Origin of the sequence: Rhizobium giardinii bv. giardinii H152 (assembly GCF_000379605.1) — a bacterium.
GTDB classification, from domain to species: Bacteria; Pseudomonadota; Alphaproteobacteria; order Rhizobiales; family Rhizobiaceae; genus Pararhizobium; species Pararhizobium giardinii.
In genome coordinates, this window is sequence record NZ_KB902612.1 from 1 (window position 1) to 1,284 (window position 1,284).

2 protein-coding genes are annotated in these 1,284 nt (G+C 58.6%); both read right to left on the bottom strand.

The genetic code is table 11. The annotated features are described in order from the left end of the window. Positions 1 to 675 (bottom strand): formyltetrahydrofolate deformylase (locus tag A3AY_RS0109975; protein ID WP_018325536.1); only part of this gene is annotated, 675 nt, incomplete at its 3' end. A gap of 62 nt (positions 676 to 737) precedes the next feature. After that, on the bottom strand, positions 738 to 1,284 hold a 547-nt coding region (locus A3AY_RS0109980; protein WP_018325537.1), incomplete at its 5' end, for a 3-methyl-2-oxobutanoate hydroxymethyltransferase.

Here is a 1,284-nt window from a genome sequence, read left to right on the forward strand (position 1 = left end):
AAGATCGGCGGTGACGTAATGTGCCGTCGCGCCGATCAGCTTCACGCCGCGCTCATAGGCCTGCTTGTAGGGGTTGGCACCCTTGAAGGACGGCAGGAACGAATGGTGGATATTGATGATCCTGCCCGACATCTTTTGGCACATCTGATCCGACAGGATCTGCATGTAGCGGGCAAGCACGATCAGTTCCGTGCCGGTCTGCTCGACCACGTCCATGATCCGGGCCTCGGCCTGTGGCTTGTTGGCCTTGGTGACGGGGATATGGTGGAACGGAATGTCGTGGTTGACAACCACCTTCTGGTATTCGAAATGATTGGACACGACGCCGACGATCTCGATCGGCAGGGCGCCAATCTTCCAGCGGTAGAGCAGGTCGTTGAGGCAATGGCCGAAGCGCGACACCATCAAAAGCACCTTCATGCGGCTCTGGCCTTCGTGGATTTCTGCGTCCATCTCGAATTTCTCGGCGATCGGCTTGAACCCCGCGACGAGGGGCGGAAGCTTCACGCCTTCTTCGGAGATGAAGGAGACGCGGGTGAAGAACCTGCCGGTGTCGAGGTCGTCGAACTGCGAGCTGTCGACGATGTTGCAGCCCTTCTCAGCAAGGTAGTTGGAAATTGCAGCAACGATCCCGCGCGTCGATTTGCACGTCACCGTCAAAACATAATTGGTCATGCTAGATTCCTAATTGACGATTCCAACACGCGGTCACGCCATCATCTTCTGGCGGAACGCGGTTATTCGCTTTCGATTTTGCTCAAAAAGCTTTCGAGCTCATCCGGGGCGATGCTCACCAGGTGCGTCTTCTCCGGGTAGGCTCCAGACTTTACATCTTCGGCATACTCCCGAAATGCTTGCACGCGTTCCCCCTGCAGCCGGTCGAACTCGGCGGCAAAATCACGGTAGACCTTAGCGTGGCGTGGATAATGACCGCGGTTTTGTCCAAGGACGTCCTCGGCGAACAGATATTGCGCGTCGCATCCTGTCCCCGCCCCCATCGAAAGCATCAGCAGTGATGTGCGTTTGGATATGGCTGCGGCGACCTCGCCGGGCACGACCTCGATTTCGGCAGCAAAGGCGCCTGCCTCCTCGAGAGCTTTCACCTGACGCCAGACTTCGAGTGCACTCGCGGCAGTTTTACCGACTGCGCGAAAGCCGCCCGTCCATGTTGCCTTGGAGGGAATGAGCCCGACGTGCCCACAGACTGGGATCCCTTCTTCCCGTAACCGCCGCACAGTCGACAGTCCGGCGGCGCAGTAAACGGCGTCGCCGCCTGCGCGGATC